This window comes from Phaeobacter cretensis (assembly GCF_047372505.1).
Lineage (GTDB): Bacteria > Pseudomonadota > Alphaproteobacteria > Rhodobacterales > Rhodobacteraceae > Phaeobacter > Phaeobacter cretensis.
The window spans coordinates 143,475-163,108 of the sequence record NZ_JBKBEU010000002.1 but is presented as its reverse complement, the minus strand read 5'-3'; the positions used below and the strand labels follow the sequence as shown (position 1 = coordinate 163,108).

The window sequence follows — 19,634 nt, the reverse complement described above, 5'->3', positions numbered from 1 at the left end:
AGCCCAAAGCCTGGAGCTGGATCGGGGTCGAGAAGGGATGTGTCCGAAACAATCGACCGGCAGGGGAGGTGGGCCGACCGAACCGTGCAGTCTAGCAAGTCACTTGACGAATAGGGGAGAATAGCAAATGACACGACGCAAGACGGTTGCTGTGATCGGCGGTGGCGTAAGTGGCTTGGCTGCGGCCAAAGCGTTTGACGAACGAGGCCACCGGGTGATCGGATTTGAGCGAAGCCATGATTTTGGCGGTGTATGGGAGCCGTCGCGCTCTTACCCAGATGTGCAGACACAATCACCAAAGGATCTATATTGCTACACTGATCACCCTATGCCGGATGATTACCCGGAATGGCCGAAGGGGCCACAAGTCCACGCCTATCTGCATTCTTATGCCGACAAACACCGCCTAGGGAGGCTGTTCCGTCTTAATACCTCCATCTCCGCCATGGGACGGCGGCGTGACGAAAAGCCGGGTTGGACCTTGAGCATTGAAGCCGCAGGGCAGGTTTGGGAGCAGGATTTCGATTTTGTTGCTGTGTGTACGGGTCAGTTCTCAGAAAAAAATATAATCAGCCACCCTGGTCAAGATGCGTTCATTGCGCGCGGTGGGCAGGTGATGCATTCGTCCGACTACACAGATCCGGACCAAGTGGTAGGAAAGGATGTAGTTGTTCTGGGGGGATCAAAATCGGCGACCGACATTGCCGTCAGCGCTGCAAAAAACGGTGCAAAGTCCGTCCGATTGGTCTACCGCGAGAATGTCTGGCGGGTGCCTTACTTTGTCGGGGGGATCAATTTCAAGAAACTGCTATATATGCGTGCGCAGGAGCAGCAGTTTAATCAATGGGGTAAATCTCCACTGCAGCGCGTTATTGCTGCTGCTCTGAGACCATTGGTCTGGGCTAACTTTCGCGGGTTGGAAACACTGCTCAAGCTGCAGCTTGGTTTGAAAAAGCACAATATGGTACCCAGCACGCCGATCGAGAAGGAGGTGTCGTGTTCCGTGCCCATTGTGACACCGGGCCTGTTTGAGGGGCTGAATGATGGCAGCATTAAACCGGTAATTGGCACATTTGAGAGCTATCAGGAAGAGGGTCTTCGACTGAGTACCGGCGAGGTGGTGCCATGTGACTTAGCCGTTCTGGCGGTTGGCTGGAAGCTTGGCGTGCCCTATCTGGAGCAGGCGTATCGCGACAAACTGATAGAAGGTGATGGCCAGTATCGAGTCTATCGGCTTTCAGTGAATCCCGACCTGCCAGATATGGGTTTTGTTGGCTTCAATTCCAGCTTTTGCACGGTTCTATCGGCTGAGATGATAGCCAATTGGCTGGTTCGCTATGCCGATGGAAAGTTGGCCAACCAACCCGATTCCGCAGAGATGGAGCGCAGTATTGAGATGATGTTGAACTGGCGTCGCCGCGAGCGTCCTGCGGCGCAGGTCTATGGTGGGCTGTGTTCAGCGCCGTTCCATTTTAAGCACTTCGATGAGTTGCTGGCCGATATGGGCGCGCGCATGCGCAAGCGAAAAAACCCAATTGTTGAACAGTTTGCGCCGCCGGATGCCGCAGCCTATGGACAGTTTTTGGCCTCGACACCGCAGTATCAGGCCGAATGACCAGGGGCCGCAGGTGACGGGCAAAGCCCCTAAGGCGTGGCAATAGCCGGAGGTGTCGTGCAACTTACTCCTGCGATCATATTAGCGCATCTCGCTGCGTGCTTGTGGCAGCAAGAAGGGTATGTCAGCCGCAGGCGTAGTATTGATTGGGACCGGACACTCATAGACGTCACGAAGTGTAGCGTTTGTCAAAACCTCCTGCGGGCGTCCGTTGGCAGCGATCCGTCCATTGTGGATTAATGTGATCTGATCAGCGAACATCGATTTCAGATTTAAATCATGCATCACCGCAACCACACCGCCACCGCCTTTGGCGTAACGTCGGGCAAGATCCATTACGGTGAACTGATGACCGATATCGAGGCTGGCAACTGGTTCGTCCAAGATCAGCCAACGGGGTCGCCCATCGACGATTGGGTGCCAGACTTGTGTCATAACCCGAGCCAGCTGAACGCGCTGCTGCTCTCCGCCCGAAAGGTCCTGATAAAAGCGATTGGCGTAACCCTCCAGATCCACCGAACGCAATGCTTGCAATGGGAGATCCGTGTTTGCGGCAGCCAGTCCGGAAGAGAGGCCCAGCCGCACTATTTCTTGGACTGTGAACGGAAAGGCGATTGCCGCAGATTGAGGTTGTACCGCACGAATCGCTGCCAGGTCTCGTGGTTTCATTCCAGCCGTGTTGCGACCGTTGAGATAAACGTGACCTTCGAATGGGACTTCGCCAGTTATCGCCCGCAATAGAGTGGTTTTGCCTGACCCGTTTGGTCCCGCAATGGCGGTCACTTCGCCTGAACGGGCGCAGAAATCTATTCCACGAAGGATGTCACGTTGGCCCAGGCGAACCTTTAGACCAGTCGCTGTGAGAGTTGTAGCTGTCTGTTGCGTGGTGTCCTTAGGCTGTTTGGGCAGATTTTTTTGGTCGGTTTTCTGAGTAATAGATAACATTAAATCATCCGTCAGAGGGTGATGCCGCCGAAGCGACGCAACAGAATCCACAAAAATACGGGCGCGCCGAGGACGGCAGTAACGATGCCGATAGGCAGCTCTGCCGGCGCGATGACTGTGCGGGAAATCACATCGGCCGCTAACAAGAGCGATGCTCCAAGAAGGGCTGCATTGGATAACAGGCTGTGGTGATCAGGACCTGTAGCTAGTCGCAACAGATGTGGCACCAGAATGCCGACGAAACCGATACCCCCTGAGACCGCAACAGCTGCGCCAGTGGCGGCGGCAACGGCGAGGATCGCGGTGTTCTTTACACGCTGAACAGGTATGCCTGTGTGCTCTGCAGCAGCTTCGCCCAGAGCCAGCCCATTGAGACCACGCGCCAGGAATGGTGTCACGATCAGACCAAGCGCAATAAAAGGGGTGGCAGCCAAGATTTTCGCCCATGTTGCCCCGGCGAGTGATCCCATGTTCCAAAAAGTTAGATCGCGCAGTTGGCTATCGTCGGCCATATAGATTAACAAGCCAGCGCCCGCGTTAGCCAGAGCACCGAGGGCTATTCCGGCCAGTAGCATGGTCGCAACCGAGGTTTGACCACCTCGCGTAGAGACACGGTAAAGCAGCAGGATAGCGGCCCAGCTGCCAATAAAAGCTGAGACCGAGACCAGATAGCTGCCCATGGTCTGTTGGATTGTTGCGGGCAGTAAGCCGCCCAGAACGATTGCAGCTATTGCTGCCAATCCGGCACCGGCGCTGACGCCGACAATGCCAGGGTCTGCCAATGGGTTGCGAAATAGGCCCTGCAGAACGGTGCCGGAAACGGCCAAAGCACTGCCTACAATGGCTCCCATTATTAGTCTGGGCAGCCGAATGTCGAACAATATGATCTGATCCAACCGTGCAAGAGTGCGCCCGGCCGCCAGATCACCAATTGCTCCCCAGATTGAGGTGCCAGATGCGCCCCAGCCGAGTGAAATCAACGCAGTGACTGCCAATAGTAGGATAAGCACACCAGTCAGGCGGCGCGCTTTGATACGTCGGTCCAGTACGGTTGTTGAGCCCAACCCGGAATCCACGATTAATGCCATTGTGTTACGATCCCGCACCATAAAGCGCAGCTGACAACTCAGAGACCACAGTTGCTGTACGCGGACCAAATCCGAGCAATTTCAGACCATCCATACGGATTATTGCGCCCGCCTGAGCTGCCGGTGTGGGTGCAATGGCAGGTAACGCTAGCAAATCCGATGGTGGTGTATTGTGGTCGCCTGATCGATCCATCATCAGAATGACATCCGGTTCCGCTAGGGTGACGGCCTCATCCGTCATCGGTTTGTAGCCACTGATGTCTGCGGCAGCATTTACGCCGCCGGCAAGGGAGATGATGCCATCCGCTGCGGTCTCTTTGCCACCAACCATAATTCGGCCACCGGCTGTGGACAGAATAAACAGAACTTTTTTAGGAGCGACGCTGTTCGCGACGGCTTTCGCAACGGCCTGTTGTGCCGTGTTTAGTTCTGCCATTGCCTTTGCCGCGAGGACCTGCGCTGCTGCGTCCTGACCTAGGGCGGCACCAACAGTCAGAATCTTGGTGCGGATGCCTTCTGCTGTATAGATTTCTGGCACACTCACATAGGTGATATCAGCGGCTTTTAGAACATCGAGTGTTTCTGGCGGACCTGCACCATCGGTGGCGATGATGAGATCGGGGGCAACAGACAATACCCCCTCTGGCGAAAGGGCACGGGCATAGCCGATATCCGGTAGCTTTTGGACCTCGACAGGAAAGGAAGAGGTGCTGTCACGGGCGATCAAACGCTTTTCTTGCCCTAGCGCATAGACGATTTCGGTCAGGGCCCCCCCAACGGTGACAACACGGGATTTTGCATCGGCGAGTGCGACCTGTGCTGTGAAGATAGAGAGCACGACGAGGTTCAGAGTAGCAGCAAATTTGGCGAAGCGGCTCATTCTGCGGGCTCCGTAACGGGGAGCGATTCCAGATCAGCAACCAGAGTATTCCAAGCAGGGCGGTGATCCTTGGCTTCGGTACGCCGACCAAATACCTGTAGGATCAAACCACCTTCAGCGTCGAAAGCTTCGACAGAAACAGCATCGCCCCGTTGAGTTGGTTTGTTGACAGCCCAGACCTCTGCGATGTGATCCCGTCGCAGGTGCAGATCAAAACCAGGGTCGAGAATGTTCTGCCATCGACCCATCTCACGCAGGGTTTGAATTGGGCCGCCGTGAATTTCGATACATCCCATATTGCCGACAAAGATCATGACCTCGACAGCCTGATCGCGCGCTGCGTGTAGCATTGTGTTGACTGCCTCGGGCGCGAGGGCACGAACGAAAGGTTCGCCTGCAATACGGTATGCACCCAAACGGTTCATCTTTAGCTTAGAAGTGAGGCGCATGAACTGATGGGTGTCGGTCATCTTGGTCCATTCGGATCGCAACATCTCTGCTTTTTCTGGGTCGGCTTTGGGAGCCTCAGCTGGTTTGCGCGGCTCTACCGGCTGTTCGGCGCTTTGGTCTTCTAGCGCCAGTTTGTTGATGAGCTGAGTGTATGCATCGATGTTCGAATTAGGACGCAGATGCACCTTGTGTACTGCGTCGCCTGCGGCGTCAAAAATCTGGATCGAGCGTTTAGGACCGTCGTCTCCGGGCCGCTCGACAGCAAATGCAGATACAAAATGGCGTGGGAAAAACCGTAGATCAATTGCTTCGGTTAGGATCATGGAAGCGTGCTGGCCTGAGTGATAGTTCTCGTATTTACCCACTTTTTCGATCACACAGGACGTATTGCGGGTCAATGCCATGACCTCGCCCAGGTCGCAGATCTGGGGCATCAGATCATCTGGCGCCGCACTGACACGAGTCACACCATGACCGACGTAGGCGGCGACCAATTGAGCCTCGGAGATCTGGAATTTTTCGGCAAAATCACGGTCACGTAGTTTTGCGTGTTCGGTACGTGCGGTGCGAATATCGGCGGGGAGCATTGGCGCTCGAGATGTCATGTCAGTCCTTTCAGATGTCGATCTGAGTTACGGGCTGGCACGGCGACAAGAGGGTTTCGCGTTGGCTAGCGGCTGCAAATTGCAGTGTGTAATTTATATTGACTGTTTTAGTCAGCTTTATTATGAGCCTCAAGCGGAAATTTAAAAACCGCAAAGTTACAATAATTTACCGCGCCAGCCTCGCCGCAAGCATCCGGTTCAAGTGAACAGCAGATGCAAGGAACGCAAGATGGGGCAACACCAGCAAGGGTGGCGTTATTGGGGAACGGTTTCGGTACTTGGCCTGATGGCCAGCACTGGAACGGCAGTAGCGCAAGAATTAGATGATCTCGGCGATGGGTTCCTGGGCACAGTTGAGCTTGGTCAGGGCAAACGCGAAGTGCAGGTTGATACGGCGACGCCGGTAACTGTTATCAATCAGGAAGAGATCGATGATCGGCAGGCAGCGACGGTTGCGGAGCTGATCGATTCCGTCCCCGGGGTCTCGCTGGTGAACGGCAACACGCCCAAGGGTTCTGGTATTAATATTCGCGGTTTTGGCGCGACCAGCAGCTTTGGCACCGATCAAAAAGTGGCCGTGGTTGTGGACGGCGCTAGCACAGGTTCGGAAGAACTTTACCGGATCGGGACGCAGCTTTTCACCGATCCGGAGCTCTACCGGGGCGTTTCTGTTCTGCGCGGCACAGTTGGCAGTTTCGAATATGGCTCCGGCATTATTGGCGGTGTCGTGCGGCTGGAAACCAAGGATGCATCTGATTTTACTGATGGTGAAATTGGTTTGCGCGTGCGCCAAACCCTACAGGCTGTCAGCAATGGCTCCGGCTTTGCCACGTCAACAATCCTGGCTTGGCAACCGACTGAAAGTTTCGAATTCCTGCTGAACTACACTCTGCGTGACAGCGACAACTACGACGATGGTGACGGCAATGAAGTGGCCAACACCAAATCCCGTATGCCATCCTTTTTGGCCAAAGCAAAATACAGCTTTGGTGATGCGCAGGAGCATTCGCTGACCGCCTCCCTTAACCAGAGTGAGGTGGATGAAAAAGACGCACCATATGATGCCTTTGGCACCACAAGCACCAGCTTTGGTCGAGTAGATCGCCGCATTGACAATCGTGTGGCGGGGCTACGCTATCAGTGGACACCTGTTGGCAACGATTTGATCAATCTGGACGTAAATCTGACCTATGCGGATCAGCAGATCGATCAATCCTACATCGTTGGAAGTTCGTTCTGCGATGATGGAGGTGTAGTCCGCAATGATCCGAATTGTGCCCGCAGCGGGCCCGCCGGAACCCCATTCAGCAGTGCGACACAGGACGCCGATCATCGCTATGAGACCACGAAGCTTTCGGTGAAGAACTCCATGTTCTTTAGTACTGGGGCTGCCTACCATGATTTGCGTGCTGGACTGGAATTGATACGCCGCGATCGGCTTGATGCATCCTCCGCGCCGGGTGGTACAGACGACCGTATCGCGCTGTTTGCGGTTGATGAAATCTCGATCGGAGAGAATTGGACGATCACGCCTGCACTGCGGTATGAAACGCAAAATATCGAGGCACATGATGGGTCGGCGAGCTATGACAACTCTGCCCTAATGGGTGGTTTGTCGGTTCGCTATGAATTTGCTTCTGGATTGGCGCTGTTTGGTAGTGCCGCTTACACCGAGAGCCTGCCGATCATTGATGATCTGGGCAACGCCACCTTTATGACTCAACCCGAGCGGGCCCATACATATGAAATTGGTGCCTCCTACGCTGCGACGAATGTCTTTAGCGCTGAAGACAGCCTGTGGGTGAAGGTGAATTACTATCAAAGCAAACTTTGGGACATCACATCTTATACAAATTTCAGCGCGGCTTCTCGCTCTTTTGTGCCGCTGGATAAAGTTGAAACCGAAGGCGTTGAGATCGAGGCGAGTTATGCGCATGGATCCGGGATGTATGTGGATTTGAATGCCAATATCGCTGACGGGACGGAATACTTTGGTGGCACAACCGCGCGTTGGCGTAACCGCCCGGCAGATGATCTGCGACTGACTGTTGGAAAGCGCGTCGGCGCGACTTGGGATGTGAGTTGGGAGCTGGCAGCGGCCAAATCCGGACTGGACGCATCTGGTTCTGCAGTGGCGGGTTACGGTGTGCACAATCTACGCGCCACCTACCGGCCGCAACAGGGCGTCTTCGAGGGAGCCGAGATCAGGGTTGGTATGGAGAACGCCTTTGATCGCGACTATCGCCCCAGCCTTTACTCACGCGATGCTGCCGGTCGCAGCGTTAAGCTGACCTTGGCCAAGACGTTCTGATCTCCCCGAAGATTCAAGAGGTATGAGATGTTGATTTTGAAAAACTCTCGCTGTTTGGTTGGATCCGCTATCCGATCTGCTATCATTTCAGTTGCATTTCTGGCCACTGTTTGGCCAGAAGTCACGGCTGCGGATACGTCTCAACCCGTGCAGACCGGAGCGCTTTCGATCGAGCTCAGCTCGGCACAAACTGATGGCGCGAGCTGCCTGTTGTCCTTCGTGACACAAAACACCTACGCGCAGGATGTGGCGCAAGCCGTGTTTGAGACTGTCCTGTTTGATGCGTCTGGGCAGGTGTCACAACTCACACTTCTTGATTTTCAAGATCTTCCTGCCGGGCGCACACGTGTCCGGCAGTTTCAATTTCCAATGGCCTGTACAGATATCAGTCGGGTGTTGATCAACGGTGCCGAGACCTGCCATGGCACCGACCTGCCAGAGAATGCCTGTACTCATGACCTGACATTAACAAGCAAAGTCATGGAGCTTGCGGGATGACAATGATGATTGAAGCCTTGCGCAATGTATTTGAGATGGGCGGCCCGGTTGTTGTGTTGCTGCTTGTGATATCTGTGCTGACAGCGACCTTGGTTTTTTACAAGATATGGCAATATCAGGTGGCGCGGGTGGGGATGCATCGTGCATTGGTCGCTACGGTGCAGGCGTTTGATGCGGGTCATCGAGATATAGCGCAACGTCACCTGTTGCAGAGCCGGTCCTACCTGGCACCAGTCCTGCAGAAGGCGTTGGAAGGTTGGCAGACCCAGATGCGGGCGGAGCGCGCCGATGCGGAGGCTGAGGCCCGATTGTCTACTTTGGAACGTGGTCTTGGCGCGCTGGATATGGTGGCACAGCTGGCACCACTGCTGGGGTTGTTCGGAACAGTATTGGGTATGATTGAGGCCTTCCAGAAGCTGCAATCCGCAGGATCTTCCGTTGATCCAGCTCTATTGGCTGGCGGGATTTGGGTGGCTTTGCTGACAACTGCGGCTGGATTGGCTGTTGCGATGCCGACATCTCTGGCCCTCAGTTGGTTGAGCGCGCGAATGCAGCGTGAACGGGTCTTTGCCAACTGGGCGTTACGGATCGTCTTTGCGCCGGACACGCAAAACCAGTCCCCAACACATCCATTGCGTACCTCTGCCAGCCCTACGCAATCAGAGGCAGATTTGCAGGCGACCTATGCCGGTTAATACTAAGGTTGCGCCGCGCAAGCGGCTGTCGATGACCTCGTTGATTGACGTCATCTTTCTGCTGCTGTTGTTTTTTATGCTGACTTCTACATTCTCAAAGTTTGGCGAAGTTGAACTGATCTCCGCCGCAAAGGGAACGGGTGACGATGATCGACAGATCCTGTTTCTACAGATCGGTTCTGACGAGATTACCCTGAACGGTCAGCCGGTTGATATTGGTCGACTGGGAGATCTTATCTCATCTCAGCCGCAGGATGGGCGTGGCCATATGGCGCTGATCAGCCCGTCACCGGAGGCGACATCGCAGCACCTGGTCGATGTGCTGGTGGCTCTTCGCAAAATCGATAAGCTACAAGTCAAAGTGTTAGGCTGATGCGGACAAAGACAATCAAACCTCGAGCTAAGGAACCGACGATTGCATTGATTAACATCGTCTTTCTGATGCTGATTTTCTTTATGATCGCGGGTACTTTGGCGGGGCCGATTGACCGAAAGGTGAGTTTGATCAAGACGACCGATATTGACGGCCGTGAACCCCCTGATGCGTTGGTTATTTATGCGGACGGCACGTTGCATCTGCGGGGTGTCATTGTCACCGACGCCACTGCCTATCTTGCAGAGTTGACGACTAAAGAACGCGCAGTTGTTCGCATTGTACCTGATCGTGACTTGCCAGCACACAAGCTGGTGGGGATTGGCAGCGCGTTGCGTGCGGCGGGCGCAGAGCGTGTCATGCTTGTCTCGGAAAAGGCGCTGCCGTGATGGCGCAGGGAATACCGCGATCTTCGATTGCAGGGTTTGCTTCTTTGTGTTTTGCGGCGCTGGTGCACGGTAGCTTTGTACTATCCTATAAATCAGCACCGGTGGAGATCGCAGGCGGGAATACCGCTTTGGCAATGGCTGGAACATCGTTCGCAGATCTTGCGGTTGGCGTGGCTAGTGGCAGTGACCATGCAGGCCCTGTATCGCCGAAAAGCCCGGATCGCGTCGTTGCGCCAGCAGCGTCTAAGCCACAATTGAACGCGCCGATGCAGCCCGTGGAACGCACGGTACAGCGCACTGCTGCTCAGGCTCAGACTACAGCAGTTGCGGATACGGCGCAGACAACAGCTCCCAAAGTTACTCAACGCCCTGTACAGAATGTTGCCTCACGACCGCGTCCGAAACCAGCTACGCCACAGCTGGTAAAGCCGACACCAGAGCCTAAACCAGTGCCAAAAGAGCGGGCAAGACAGCCTGCGGCACGTGGTAACAGCGATCAGGCCAGTACAAAGGGCCGGAATACGGGGCAAGCAGAGCGTACCGCTGGGCAGGCGGAGCGCGCGCCGGGGAAAGCCGTGCAACAGGGCAATGCTGCGGCGGACGACTATCGGGGCAAAGTGTTACGCCGTATCCAGCGGGCCAAGCGGCAAAGCGTGAACATTCGAGGTACAGCGCTTGTTCAATTCTCGATTACGTCAAGTGGGAGCATTGGCAGTGCGGCAATCGCCAAAAGCTCGGGCTCGGCTAAACTGGATTCCGTTGCATTGGCCCAAGTTCGCCGCGCAGGCCCATTTCCGTCACCCCCGCCCGGTGCGCGGACGCGTTACAGTGTCAGGATTAAGGGTAAGTAGCGATCATCGGCGCATGATCAACTTGGAACTGCGTTCAGACGGGCGCTAGTGTTTTCGCTGCTGTTGCCGCCAGTCATACCCGCAAAGGCCGAACGCCATCCGGCCGCGAGATCGCTCATGTCGGCCAATACAGAAGCTTGCTCTGGTAGGATCTTACGGGTCAAGCGAGCCTGTGTGACACGTCGGACACTCCAATCCGGATGTCGGCGCTCGATTAGCCGTATCTCGCCTTCGGTTTGAGCCGTTCCCGGTTCGAGCACGCGATAATACCACCCGGTGCGTCCAGTTTTCTGAAACAGATATGGCATCCGCTTGTTGCCGGTATAAAGACCAAGTTTCCAACAAGGTTGCCTGCCTTGGCTAATCTGAACTGTTGCTGTCCCCAGCCGCAGGATGTCTCCTATGCATAGGGTGTCCTCTGTCATGCCAAAGCTTGCAATGTTCTCGCCGAAAGAGGCCGGTGTAGCCGTGTGCGAGATCTCCGCTTCATTTTTCCAGAGCCGGTAATGATCGCTGGCATAGTGGTGGATCGCCTTGTCGACGCCGCCATGAACGGTCGGATCGGCTTGAGCGTCACCAGTGAACCCATCAAAGTCTATTGTTTGGGGGCCGGTAACAGGCGATTTGTGAATGGCCGACGGCGGTTTATCCTCCCATGGCGTGCGCACTGCGCCGTGAAAAACCCCGGTAATCCGAGTTGAGAGATCAGGCTGTGTCATCTGTCGGCTCCTTATGCTCTACACATATCAAATCGGGATCGCCGCGTTTGAGCGGCAGGTCGAGAAGTGTGCAATAGCCATGCGCTGAGGTAGCATCGTGAAATGTACAGGTCTTACAGAGGCCAAAAGCCCGATCGCCGCGCGCGGCCAGAGCCGTACGTAGGGTTGTCTCCAACGTGGCTTCCAACGCTGCGATTTCTTTTTCTTTCATCCCTGCCAGCGCATCACTGATCGCAGATGCTACGCCTGCAAAGGCCTTCCCATCGGCAGTTAAATTATATGAAATCGAACGCCGATCACCTTCTTTGCGTTCTTCAGTCACCAATCCTTTGCGGGCCAGTGCCTTAAGCGTTTGGGACATGGTGCCGCGGGTCGTACCGAGGAATTCTGCAACATGAGAAGGAGCCCGTGAGTACCGATTTGCATTTGCCAGATAGTCCAGCGCAGCAGATTGGGCCGGGTTCAGGCTGTCAGACCAGCCTGAAGTGGCGTCTATACGGGCCAGTCGATTGATCAATGAGCGGATGCGAAGTGATATCATAGTCAAAATGATATCGATTCGATACTACATTTGCAACGAGCTATATCCCGTGGCCATACGCAATAAATTAGACAAGGAATTCAAGCACGGCCAATCCCCGGTGGAAAATCCGCAGATAGCTGCTCACGTTAGAGATCAAGTATGAGTTTCTTGCCCTTTGCGCGGGATACGCAGGTGCAGAGATAGGCTTGTGACGCCTGTTCCTCTGGTGTGAGGATGCCATCGCGATGGTCCACTTCACCATCAATTACATCAATAATACAGGCACCGCATAGCCCTTCGGAGCAGCCAAAATCCACCGGGATACCGTTCGATTTCAGTACATCTAGAATACTTTCCTCGGGAGAGACGCGCAGCAGCGCACCTGAGGACTGAATTTCAATGTCAAAGCCGGCATTTGCGCCATGATCTTCATCGGCTGCCGCCGCAAAGCGTTCAAAATGGATAGTGCCACCGCGCATACGACTGCCGGCCTCGAGCACCGAGTTCAGCATGGGTTCTGGTCCGCATGTATAGACATCGCTGCCGACTGGCATGGACTGTAGGACATCGGCCAGATTCAATCGGCCGTCGCTATCATCGCAATGGAGGTGGTAGCGATCGCCAAGACTCAGAGCGCGAAACTTGGCGTCCATCGCCGCGAGGCCTTGGGATCTGACAAGATAGTAGACCTGAAAATCACGTCGCGCATTTAACAGTTCTCGCGCCATGGCTACCAGAGGTGTTGCACCAATTCCGCCCGCGATCAGAGTGACATAGCTGGCATCTGGCTGCAGCTTGAAGTGATTGCGCGGGCCACCAATAGCGACCTCATCACCGGGGTTAAGTGCGTGCATGGCGCGTGACCCGCCGCGACCGTCAACCTCGTGCTTGACCGCTACATTTAGCTGGCGACCGTCCTGGCTCCAGCTCCAGATCGAATATTGCCGAACAAGATCCGAGCCCAAATGAACATCAATATGTGCGCCCGGTTCCAGTTCGGAAAAACGATCCTCGCAGAGTTCGAAAGCAAAATCGCTGGTGTCTGCGCTCAGCGCGGTCTTGTGAAGAAGGCGTGCAGTCCGGGTTTCCATTCGATTTCCTTCCTTCAGGGCGCAGAGTCATATCTCTCAGAACCGCATTTAGGTTTGCCATTCAATTCGAAAAATACTCATACTCGGATGAGCTGATATCACCCATAGCCACGCATAATCACAGAGTTGCCATGTCGAGACGTCATTACGATCTACCGCCCTTGACCACATTGTCCGCGTTTGAAACTGCTGCCCGTCATCTAAGCTTCAAGAATGCGGCGCAAGAGTTATCCGTTACGCCGGGGGCTGTCAGTCATCAGATAAAGGCCCTTGAGGGTGAATTGGGCGTGGCTCTATTTCAGCGCAAACACCGGGGTGTTGAACTAACGCGAGAGGGGCAAGAGCTGTTCGAGACCTTGGTGACATCGTTCAGGCAAATTTCGCGTCAGCTGTTGAAGACCCGACAAAACGGTGAGGAAGATGCGGTTACTGTTGGTTCGACAACGGCAGTTGCGGCGCTATGGCTGTCGCCGGTGACTATTCGATTTTGGCGTGAATATCCGGATTTGAACATTCACCAGATCACTCAGGACCGACCGTTTCATGACACCGGGCAGTTTGATTTCTTTATCCGCTATGGGCGTGATGCAGATACGACATTGGCCCATACCTCAATCTACCGCGATCAGCTGGTGCCAGTAGCCCGACCCGATATCGCCGACGATTTGGGCAAAGCGTCGTTGCAGGAGCTGGCAGCGCAGCGTTTGATCCATCTGCAAAGTGCCAGTCAGAGTTGGACCACATGGGCCGATTGGTTTCATGAGTTGGGCTATAAGGGTGATATTTCGGTTGGCACTCGTGTCACCAGCTATTCTTTGGCTTTGCAGATTGCACGCAAAGGGGCTGGCGTAGCGCTTGGTTGGAAGCGTCTGATCCAGCCAATGCTAGATAGTAACAAACTGGCCATCGTCGAGGGCCATAGCGTCCCCGCCCCCCGTGAATTCTATCTGGTGGGCCTGCCAGAAGATGAACTGTCACCTAATGCCCAAACGCTGAAGAATTGGATCTTGTCGGAGGCGAAAGATAGCTCAGTTTAGATGATCTCATCCATGAATGAAGTTTTCGCCTATTGAACGGACGCGGCCAGATCCTCCAATTGGGGAAAGCTAGTCTCGTCATGGAGAGTTCGATGAACACGCATAGCCAACTATCATCCGTACTGGCCCCGGTGAACACCGCAAATGGTCTGCCAAACGAACATTACGTTGATCCGGGCGTTTTCGATGAGGAAAAGCGAGCGGTTCTTTTTGCAAATTGGTCGGGTATCGGTTTTGGCAAGGATGTTCCCGAGGCAGGCGATGCTAAGCCGATCGACTTTCTTGGAATGCCCTTGCTGTTGGTGCGGGATCGCACGGGTGCAATTGGTGTGTTTCAGAACACCTGCCGTCACCGCGGCATGATCTTGGTCGACAAGCCACAGAAAATTCGCGGTGCCATCCGCTGCCCGTATCACAGCTGGTGCTATGGGCTGGACGGCGCACTGCGTACGACGCCGCATGTGGGCGGACCGGGGCAGAACACTCATGATGACATCGATATGGGCAAGTTGGGTTTGATCCGTATCCGTGCGTATATCTGGCGGGACGTGATTTTTGTAAATGTCGACGGTACAGCGCCGGAATTCACCGAAGTTCATGCGGGTCTTCTGGAACGTTGGCGGGAGTTCGAGACACCGATTTACCATGGCGGTGAGGGATCCTCGCTCAAATTGGAAGTTGCGACGAATTGGAAGCTGGCGGTCGAAAACTATTGCGAAAGCTATCACTTGCCATGGGTTCACCCTGGCTTGAACAGCTATTCTCGGCTGGAGGACCACTACAACATTGAGAAGCTTGGCGAGTACTCTGGACAAGGGACGTTGGTCTATCGCCAGCTGACTGGTGAAGATGGTGCTATGCTGCCGGATTTCGACGGACTGAGCGATCAGTGGGATGAGGGCGCGGAATATATCGCGGTTTACCCCAACGTTCTATTTGGGGTGCAGCGGGATCATAGCTTCGCGATTGTTCTTGAGCCCAAAGATTGCGGCAATACCGTTGAACATATCGAGATCTACTACGCCAAGAGCGAGCGTGAGACGCCTGAGTTTGATAGTCTGCGTGCATCTAACGCACAGCTTTGGAAAACCGTCTTTGAAGAAGATGTGTTTGTTGTTGAAGGTATGCAAAAGGGCCGTCACGGCATGCTGTTTGATGGTGGACGGTTCTCTCCTGCAATGGACGGGCCGACGCATAACTTTCACCACTGGGTCGCGACGCAGGTCCAAAAAGGGCGCTCAGAATGAGTGAATTTCTGAGCGATGGGCTGGCACGAAACTACGTTGCAGGTTCCTGGGCTGAAGGTGATCGTGGAGCAGTCATCGCAGTTGAAGATCCGGGCACAGCTGAGCATTTTGCCGACGCCGCGCAAGCCGGGGAGGTTACGCTGGCAAACGCTCTGGAGTCCGCGCGGCAGTCCTTTGAGAGGGGCGATCTGGCGGATATGCAACCTTCTGCCCGTGGGCGAATGTTGCTCAGGGTGGCACGCGAAATTCGTGCCATCGCGGCGGAAGGCGCTGATATTCTATGCCGGGAGAGCGGTAAGACGCTAAGCGCTGCGCGGGATGAGTTTGAGGAAGCCGCATTATATTTTGAGTACTACGGTGGTGTCGCGGACAAAATTGAAGGCAAGTCGATCCCGTTGGGTTCGGACTATGTCGACTATTCCGTCTTCGAGCCTCACGGCGTCTCCGCGCAGATTGTGCCTTGGAACTTTCCGGTATCAATTGCGGCGCGGTCATTGGCTCCATCGATGGCGGCGGGCAATTCGACGATCGTCAAGTCGCCCGAGTTGGACCCAATCGCCCTTGCTCTTCTCGGCAAAGCATTGGAGCGAGCCGAGGTTCCAGCTGGTGCAGTGTCGATCCTAAATGGTGTCGGCGGTGATCTTGGTGCGTGCTTGGTGGCAAGCAGTGAGATAGATCAGATCGTCTTTACCGGATCGGTGCCAACTGGGCAGGCTATCCTGCGGGCTGCAGCCGAAACTGTCACACCTTCGCTGATGGAGTTGGGAGGTAAATCTGCTGCAGTAGTATTCAAGGACGCCGATATTGATGGGCTGATGGCCAGCCTGCAATCGGGTATTTTCTTCAACGCCGGTCAGGTCTGCTCTGCGATGGCGCGCGTATTGGTGCACCGTTCGATCTATGATGACGTGGTGGAGCGTGCGGTGTCTCTGGCTGATGGGTTGCGTGCAGGTCATGGGATGGAAAACCCAGAGCACACGCCGGTGATCTCTGATCTTCAGTTGTCGCGGATCGAGGCATTGATCGCGACCGGTGAGAGGGAAGGCGTCCGTGTTGCCGCCGGCGGTGTGCGACTGGATCGTAAGGGTTACTATTGGGCACCGACTATTTTAGCCGATGTCGCTCCGAGTGCCCGGGTTGCACAGGAGGAGATCTTCGGCCCGGTCACGTGTATCACGCCGTTCGATACGGAAGCGGAAGCTATTGCTATAGCAAACGGAACTGAGTTTGGTCTTGTTGCCGGTGTCTTCACGCGGGATCTGTCGCGCTCACACCGCGTCGCCCGTAAACTTCGAGCCGGTCAGGTCTTTGTCAATGAATGGTTCGCAGGTGGCATTTCTACCCCCTTTGGTGGCGTCGGTAAATCTGGCTTTGGCCGCGAGAAGGGATTGGAGGCGCTTTATAACTATGTGCGCACCAAGAACATCGCGATTTCACTAAAGGGCTGAAGCCATGGAGCCTGACGACCTTGATAGCGCTTTGCTACGCGCCCATGCGGAAAACGACAGTGTCGCTTTGGTAAGCCTGTATTCGCGTGCAGCGGACCGGGCAGAAACGGCGAACGACATCGACCGGGCCTGTTTCTATCTTACGCACGCCTTCGTCTTTGCATTGGAAAGCGGCTCAGCTGAGGCTGAACCGCTGAATGCCCGGCTTGCGGCGCGCGGGCGGGCAAAGCTGCTCACTTTTTGAGATGTCGCAAATGGGCATTTTTATCAGAAAACCGGCTGGCACCATAAGATGGCGATGCCGACTAACCAGATCAGGTTTTCCACCCGTGGCGGATGCAGCGCGTACAGCTGATGCCGTCAACAAAGGCTCTTGAAGGGGGCATAGATGCGTACAGAAGCACAAGCAGTTGTGATTGGCGGAGGCGTCATTGGCTGCTCAATCCTCTATCACTTGGCGAAACTTGGATGGTCCGATGTGGTGCTCTTGGAGCGGGATGAGCTGACCTCGGGTTCGACCTGGCACGCAGCGGCAAATATTCACGGGCTGCATGACAGTACCAATATCAGCCGCATCCAGCACTACACTATGACGCTTTATAATGAGTTGGAAGCGGAGACCGGCCAAAGTTGTGGTGTATTTCAACCGGGCTCTCTTTATCTGGCGCAGACAGAGGAACGTGAACATCAGCTGAAGCTGCAAGCCGCTAAGGCTAAGCTTTACGGGATGAATTTCTACGAGATCAGCACCGAAGAGGCGCAGCGTCTCAACCCGCTGGTCAACTACGATGGTATTCGCTGTGTCATGTATGAACCGGATGGCGGTAACGTTGATCCTTCTGGCGTGACCAATGCCTATGCGGTAGGGGCGCGTCAGCGTGGTGCAGAAATTCACCGCTTTACACCTGTAACGGCTACCGAACAGCAGGAAGATGGCAGTTGGCTTGTTAAAACTCCCAAGGGCGACATCCGAACACCATGGGTCGTGAATGCTGCCGGCCTCTGGGGGCGCGAGGTGGCCAAACTGGCGGGAATTGAGCTGCCTTTGCAGCCGACAGAGCACCAGTATTTCGTAACCGAAACCATGGCAGATGTTGCTGAACATGGAACGCGGCTGCCATCGGTCAGCGATCGGGACGGTGAATATTATGTGCGCCAAGAGGGACAAGGGCTATTGATCGGGGCCTATGAAAAAGACATGAAGTTCTGGGCAGAAGAAGGGACACCCCTGGATTTTGCGCATGATTTGTTTCCAGATGATTTGGAACGGATCGAGGACAACATGATGAACGCCATCGAACGTTTGCCAGCGGTTGGTGAGGCGGGGATCAAACGTGTCATCAACGGGCCGATGATCTGGTCGCCTGATGCTAACGTTCTGATGGGGCCCGTGCCTGAGATCGAGGGGTATTTCTGTTGTAACGGCATCATCCCTGGGTTCTCGCAATCCGGCGGCATGGGTTTGATGGCAGCGCAGTGGCTCATAGAAGGTGAGACGCAGTACGACATGTTCGCTTGGGATCTCGCACGGTTCGATACCTGGGCCACAAAGGCGTTCACAAAGGCGCGTGTGCAGGATCAATATGCCCATCGCTTTGCGATCCACTTCCCCAATGAAGAGCGTAGTGCGGGACGCCCTGCGCGCACCCGTCCGATCTATGACATGCAGGTCGAGATGGGCGCTGTCTTTGGTCTTAATGCAGGTTGGGAGCATCCGTTGTGGTTTGCTGATGCGCCAGGTGTCAAGGATACCAATGGGTTTACGCGACAGAACTGGTGGGAGCCGGTGGGCGAGGAATGCAAGATGCTGCGTGATCATGCAGGTATCATCGACATCTCGAACTTTGCCAAATACCGATGCAAAGGGGTAGGTGCCGAGGAATGGCTGAATGCTGTTTTTGCGAATGCTATGCCCAAGACGGTTGGCCGATCCTGTCTGACACCATTGATTTCCAAACGCGGCGGTATCGCAGGCGATTTCACAGTAACCCGCCTGGCCGAGGATGAGTTCTGGATCATCGGGTCCGGGATAGCTGAACGCTATCACAAGCGGTTCTTCAAAGAAGTTCCGCTGCCGACGGACACCACATTTGTGTCCATGACCGAAGTTATGTGTGGCTTTAACGTAGCGGGCCCGAAATCACGCGAAATCCTGCAGCGACTGACCAATGCGTCACTCGCCACCGAGGACTTCCCGTTCATGCATTCTGCCATGATTGACCTTGCTGGCATCGAGGTGCTGGCGCTACGGGTGTCCTTTACCGGCGATTTGGGATGGGAAGTTCACTGCAAGAGCGAAGACCAATCCCGCCTATACGCGGCGCTATTGGAAGCAGGAAAACCGCTGGGAGCAGGTCCTGTTGGCAGCCGCGCATTGATGTCTTTGCGGATAGAAAAGGGCTATGGCTCCTGGAGCCGAGAATATAGTCCCGAATATTGGCCGCAAGAGGTTGGGTTGGATCGACTTTGCAAAATGCAGAAGGAGTTTCTGAATAAATCTACTGTGCAGACCGTTCTGGAAAACCCGGCGCGCGAGCGGTTGGTGTTGCTGCATTTGGACGAGGCCGAGACCGCGGCGTCTCGTGCTGATGCAACGGGTGGAGAGCCTATTTTCAAAGATGGGGAAGGGATTGGTCGTGTGACCTCTGGCGCATATGGTCATAGCGTTGGCATGTCCCTAGCACTTGGGTTTGTGCGGGATGTAACCCCAGGTGACGCGGTTGAAGTTATGGTTCTGGGGCGTCCGCACCGGGCCAAGATCTTGGAACGCCCACCTTTCGACCCTGATGGGGCGATCTTGCGCGGCTAACGGACCTAATTTGCACAAAAAAGGAGGCCAATATGGCCTCCTTTTTCATCGTTTGTGTCT

General features: G+C 54.9%; 19 protein-coding genes. 12 read left to right on the top strand and 7 right to left on the bottom strand.

All coding sequences use genetic code 11. The features are described from left to right. Positions 1-127 precede the first annotated feature (127 nt). Positions 128-1,615: a flavin-containing monooxygenase gene (locus tag ACEWZM_RS19600; protein ID WP_414008141.1), complete on the top strand. Its 1,488-nt coding sequence runs from the start codon at positions 128-130 to the stop codon at positions 1,613-1,615. A gap of 81 nt (positions 1,616-1,696) precedes the next feature. On the opposite strand, the gene ACEWZM_RS19595 is transcribed toward ACEWZM_RS19600, so the two are convergent. From ACEWZM_RS19595 to ACEWZM_RS19580, 4 genes are read right to left on the bottom strand one after another with little or no spacing between them, the layout of a single operon-like run. Then, entirely contained in the window at positions 1,697-2,560 is an 864-nt protein-coding gene (locus tag ACEWZM_RS19595) for a heme ABC transporter ATP-binding protein (protein WP_414008140.1), read from the bottom strand. An 11-nt stretch (positions 2,561-2,571) separates the two neighbouring features. Then, positions 2,572-3,648, bottom strand: coding sequence for a FecCD family ABC transporter permease (locus tag ACEWZM_RS19590; RefSeq protein ID WP_414008139.1), 1,077 nt, complete (start codon positions 3,646-3,648; stop codon positions 2,572-2,574). A gap of 4 nt (positions 3,649-3,652) precedes the next feature. Next, entirely contained in the window at positions 3,653-4,528 is an 876-nt protein-coding gene (locus ACEWZM_RS19585; protein WP_414008138.1) for a heme/hemin ABC transporter substrate-binding protein, read from the bottom strand. Then, positions 4,525-5,583, bottom strand: a complete 1,059-nt coding sequence (locus ACEWZM_RS19580; protein ID WP_414008137.1) for a hemin-degrading factor — start codon at positions 5,581-5,583, stop codon at positions 4,525-4,527. The genes ACEWZM_RS19585 and ACEWZM_RS19580 overlap by 4 nt, the downstream gene beginning before the upstream one ends. 229 nt (positions 5,584-5,812) lie before the next feature. Here ACEWZM_RS19580 and ACEWZM_RS19575 point away from each other — a divergent pair, with 229 nt between their 5' ends. From ACEWZM_RS19575 to ACEWZM_RS19550, 6 genes are read left to right on the top strand one after another with little or no spacing between them, the layout of a single operon-like run. Beyond that, positions 5,813-7,894: a TonB-dependent receptor domain-containing protein gene (locus ACEWZM_RS19575; protein WP_414008136.1), complete on the top strand. Its 2,082-nt coding sequence runs from the start codon at positions 5,813-5,815 to the stop codon at positions 7,892-7,894. 27 nt (positions 7,895-7,921) lie between these two features. Continuing rightward, positions 7,922-8,392 carry a hypothetical protein gene (locus tag ACEWZM_RS19570; protein ID WP_414008135.1) on the top strand — a complete coding sequence of 157 codons (471 nt, stop codon included), beginning with the start codon at positions 7,922-7,924 and terminating at the stop codon, positions 8,390-8,392. Beyond that, entirely contained in the window at positions 8,389-9,087 is a 699-nt protein-coding gene (locus tag ACEWZM_RS19565) for a MotA/TolQ/ExbB proton channel family protein (protein ID WP_414008134.1), read from the top strand. Before ACEWZM_RS19570 ends, ACEWZM_RS19565 begins: the two co-directional genes overlap by 4 nt. After that, on the top strand, positions 9,077-9,460 hold the full coding sequence (locus tag ACEWZM_RS19560) for an ExbD/TolR family protein (RefSeq protein WP_414008133.1): 384 nt from the start codon (positions 9,077-9,079) through the stop codon (positions 9,458-9,460). The genes ACEWZM_RS19565 and ACEWZM_RS19560 overlap by 11 nt, the downstream gene beginning before the upstream one ends. Further along, a complete protein-coding gene (locus ACEWZM_RS19555) occupies positions 9,460-9,849 on the top strand; it encodes an ExbD/TolR family protein (protein ID WP_414008132.1) in 390 nt (129 codons plus the stop codon). Before ACEWZM_RS19560 ends, ACEWZM_RS19555 begins: the two co-directional genes overlap by 1 nt. Continuing rightward, positions 9,849-10,700 carry a TonB family protein gene (locus tag ACEWZM_RS19550; protein WP_414008131.1) on the top strand — a complete coding sequence of 284 codons (852 nt, stop codon included), beginning with the start codon at positions 9,849-9,851 and terminating at the stop codon, positions 10,698-10,700. The genes ACEWZM_RS19555 and ACEWZM_RS19550 overlap by 1 nt, the downstream gene beginning before the upstream one ends. 17 nt (positions 10,701-10,717) lie before the next feature. On the opposite strand, the gene ACEWZM_RS19545 is transcribed toward ACEWZM_RS19550, so the two are convergent. The 3 genes from ACEWZM_RS19545 to ACEWZM_RS19535 form a co-directional block, all read right to left on the bottom strand. Further along, entirely contained in the window at positions 10,718-11,419 is a 702-nt protein-coding gene (locus ACEWZM_RS19545) for an MOSC domain-containing protein (protein ID WP_414008130.1), read from the bottom strand. Then, positions 11,406-11,960 carry a MarR family winged helix-turn-helix transcriptional regulator gene (locus tag ACEWZM_RS19540; protein WP_414008129.1) on the bottom strand — a complete coding sequence of 185 codons (555 nt, stop codon included), beginning with the start codon at positions 11,958-11,960 and terminating at the stop codon, positions 11,406-11,408. Before ACEWZM_RS19540 ends, ACEWZM_RS19545 begins: the two co-directional genes overlap by 14 nt. A 128-nt stretch (positions 11,961-12,088) precedes the next feature. Continuing rightward, the gene (locus ACEWZM_RS19535) at positions 12,089-13,033 is read right to left on the bottom strand and encodes a PDR/VanB family oxidoreductase (RefSeq protein ID WP_414008128.1); all 945 of its coding nucleotides are present in this window, start codon (positions 13,031-13,033) and stop codon (positions 12,089-12,091) included. Positions 13,034-13,164: 131 nt separating this feature from the next. Between ACEWZM_RS19535 and ACEWZM_RS19530 the strand changes: the two genes are divergently transcribed. The 5 genes from ACEWZM_RS19530 (at position 13,165) to ACEWZM_RS19510 (ending at position 19,574) form a co-directional block, all read left to right on the top strand. After that, positions 13,165-14,070 carry a LysR substrate-binding domain-containing protein gene (locus ACEWZM_RS19530; RefSeq protein ID WP_414008127.1) on the top strand — a complete coding sequence of 302 codons (906 nt, stop codon included), beginning with the start codon at positions 13,165-13,167 and terminating at the stop codon, positions 14,068-14,070. A gap of 92 nt (positions 14,071-14,162) precedes the next feature. Continuing rightward, on the top strand, positions 14,163-15,317 hold the full coding sequence (locus ACEWZM_RS19525) for an aromatic ring-hydroxylating oxygenase subunit alpha (RefSeq protein ID WP_414008126.1): 1,155 nt from the start codon (positions 14,163-14,165) through the stop codon (positions 15,315-15,317). After that, complete coding sequence (locus ACEWZM_RS19520) at positions 15,314-16,765, top strand: aldehyde dehydrogenase family protein (RefSeq protein ID WP_414008125.1); 1,452 nt, start codon at positions 15,314-15,316, stop codon at positions 16,763-16,765. Before ACEWZM_RS19525 ends, ACEWZM_RS19520 begins: the two co-directional genes overlap by 4 nt. Positions 16,766-16,769: 4 nt before the next feature. Continuing rightward, positions 16,770-17,009, top strand: a complete 240-nt coding sequence (locus tag ACEWZM_RS19515) for a hypothetical protein (protein WP_414008124.1) — start codon at positions 16,770-16,772, stop codon at positions 17,007-17,009. Positions 17,010-17,153: 144 nt separating this feature from the next. Then, positions 17,154-19,574 carry a GcvT family protein gene (locus tag ACEWZM_RS19510; protein WP_414008123.1) on the top strand — a complete coding sequence of 807 codons (2,421 nt, stop codon included), beginning with the start codon at positions 17,154-17,156 and terminating at the stop codon, positions 19,572-19,574. The last annotated feature ends 60 nt before the right edge of the window (positions 19,575-19,634 follow it).